The sequence below is a fragment of the Moorena sp. SIO3I6 genome (assembly GCF_010672095.1).
In genome coordinates this window covers 1-2,484 of sequence record NZ_JAAHHU010000667.1, presented here as the reverse complement: position 1 = coordinate 2,484, position 2,484 = coordinate 1, and the positions used below count along the sequence as shown (strand labels likewise).

The window sequence follows — 2,484 nt, the reverse complement described above, 5'->3', positions numbered from 1 at the left end:
TCTCGATGGCAGACATTCAGTCCTTGATGGTGACTTACGATATTGGGCGTTTACCCGTTCTAGAGGATGGGCAACTAATGGGGATTGTGACCCGCACTGATGTATTGCGGCAACTGTTTCAGGAAGATACGAGGTTGAATGAAAAGCCGTTGAAGGTTGACGGGTCAACCCTGAAACCGGCCAACCTGAAACCGGCTAACATCAAACCTCTGTTGGCTTCGAGCTTGTGGGAACTTCTGACCATAGCTGCCGAGAAAGCTCAGCAGCGGGGTTGGCATCTGTACCTAGTTGGGGGAGCTGTCAGAGACTTGTTACTAGCGGATGGGAAAAAAACACTACTCCTAAATGATATAGACTTGGTCGTCGATGGCTTTCACCGCTCAGCGGATGCGATCGCAGGAGTCACCCTGGCCAAGGAACTCCGGAAAATTTACCGTAACGTGCGCTTGGAAGTACATGGGTCTTTTCAAACCGCAGCCTTGCTATGGCATAATGACCCGACATTGGGCTCCCTTTGTGTAGATATTGCTACTGCTCGTACCGAGTTCTATCCTTATCCCGCCGCTAATCCTGAAGTCGAAGCTAGTTCCATTCGTCAAGACCTTTACCGCCGAGATTTTACCATCAACGCCATGGCAGCAAGGCTAACAAAGGTTAATCCCCAATCTCAATTGCCCCTGTTGGACTTCTTTGGGGGTATGTTAGATTTGCGATCGCATAAAATTCGAGTCCTACACGCCAATAGCTTTATTGAAGACCCAACCCGAATCTATCGAGCGGTAAGGTTTGCGGTGCGATTGGGATTTGAAATTGAACCCCAAACCAAGGAGTATATCCACTATGCCATTGAAAGTGGGGTATATCAGCGCACCCTAGCCGAAAACACCAAAGTACCAGCACTCCAAACCCGACTCAAAGCAGAACTTAACTATATGTTGCAAGCCCCCTACTGGCAACCAGCATTGCAGTTATTGTCCTCATTGGGAGCGTTGCGGTGTCTTCATCCTACCCTGACCCTAGATAAACCATTATGGTGGCGAGTGCGTTTGCTTGGGCGCTGGCTACAGAGATTTGACCCCGAGCAAACCTTAAGGCACTGGCAGATGCGTTTGGAAGTATTAATTGCTGATCTAGCACCAGACGAACGGGTTAAGGTTGCCAAGAATCTACAGTTGCCCGTAGACAGTGTTGAGCGTCTTCAAAAACTTGAAGGATGGCAAGCAGATTTCCTAGAATCTCTACCAACATGCCAGCTCAACAGTCAAATCGTCCACATGTTGCGCCAGTATAAATTACCTACCTTAGTATTGATTGGGGTGTATAGTCCTAGAGCGATCCGACGTAAAATTTGGCAGTATCTGACCACTTGGAGGCATGTCAAACCGCCACTGGATGGCAATGATCTCAGAAAGTTAGGCTATAAGCCAGGAGCACACTATCGGGAAATTCTGGATGCACTCTTAGACGCAACCCTAGACAGGGTGATTCAGGATCAGGCTGAGGCTAAAGCATTTCTAGCCATACACTATCCACCTGTTGACCAAGAATACGGTAAAAGGTACAAAGGCAAACCGACAACACAGAACTGATAATGCTACAATTCATCCGCTCTGATCTATCCGAATTAACCGCCTACACACCTCATCCTGGGGGCGAGGAAGGGAAAACACCAGAATCAACTGTTCCCCTAGATCGCCTGGATACTAATGAATGCCCCTTTGACTTACCAGGAGAGTTAAAGGAAAAATTAGCTTGGAGCTATCAACAGCTGATTCAAGCTAATCGATATCCCGATGGTGGACATGGGAAACTCAAAAATGCGATCGCAGAATACGTTAACGAATCGGCTGCCCTAGAAAAGGTAGTAACACCACACCAGATTTCCGTAGGCAACGGTTCCGATGAACTAATTCGTTCTATCTTAATTGCCACCTGCTTAGGAGGAGAAGGCTCGATCCTAATCGCTAATCCCACCTTCTCGATGTATTCCATACTGGCACAGACCTTAGGAATACCAGTAGTGAGTGTGGGGCGTCGGCAAGAAAACTTTGAAATGAAGATCGACGATGCCCAAGCAGCCATTGAACAGACCGTAACAGAAACCTCGACCCAACGACCACCAATACGAGTAGTATTTGTAGTTCATCCTAACTCTCCCACCGCCAACCCCTTGACTCCCCAGGAATTAGAGTGGTTGCGTGGTCTACCAGATAATATTTTAGTGGTTATTGATGAAGCCTACTTTGAATTCAGCCAAGCCTCAGTAGTCCAAGAATTAGCCGAGCATCCCAACTGGGTAATATTGAGGACATTTTCCAAAGCATTTCGTTTAGCTACTCACCGTGTTGGTTATAGCATCGCTCATCCAGAACTAATTGCTGCTCTCGAAAAAATTCGCTTACCCTACAACTTACCCAGCTTTTCCCAAGCTGCTGCCATAGTCGCTCTCAATCATAGACAAACTCTGCTGGCATCAATTCCCGA

The 2,484-nt window shown here is 47.4% G+C and carries 2 protein-coding genes; both read left to right on the top strand.

What is annotated here, in order from left to right; genetic code table 11:
• Window positions 1-1,589 (top strand): CBS domain-containing protein (locus F6K49_RS41170; RefSeq protein WP_293106829.1); only part of this gene is annotated, 1,589 nt, incomplete at its 5' end.
• A gap of 2 nt (window positions 1,590-1,591) precedes the next feature.
• Window positions 1,592-2,484 (top strand): histidinol-phosphate transaminase (locus tag F6K49_RS41165; RefSeq protein WP_293106827.1); only part of this gene is annotated, 893 nt, incomplete at its 3' end.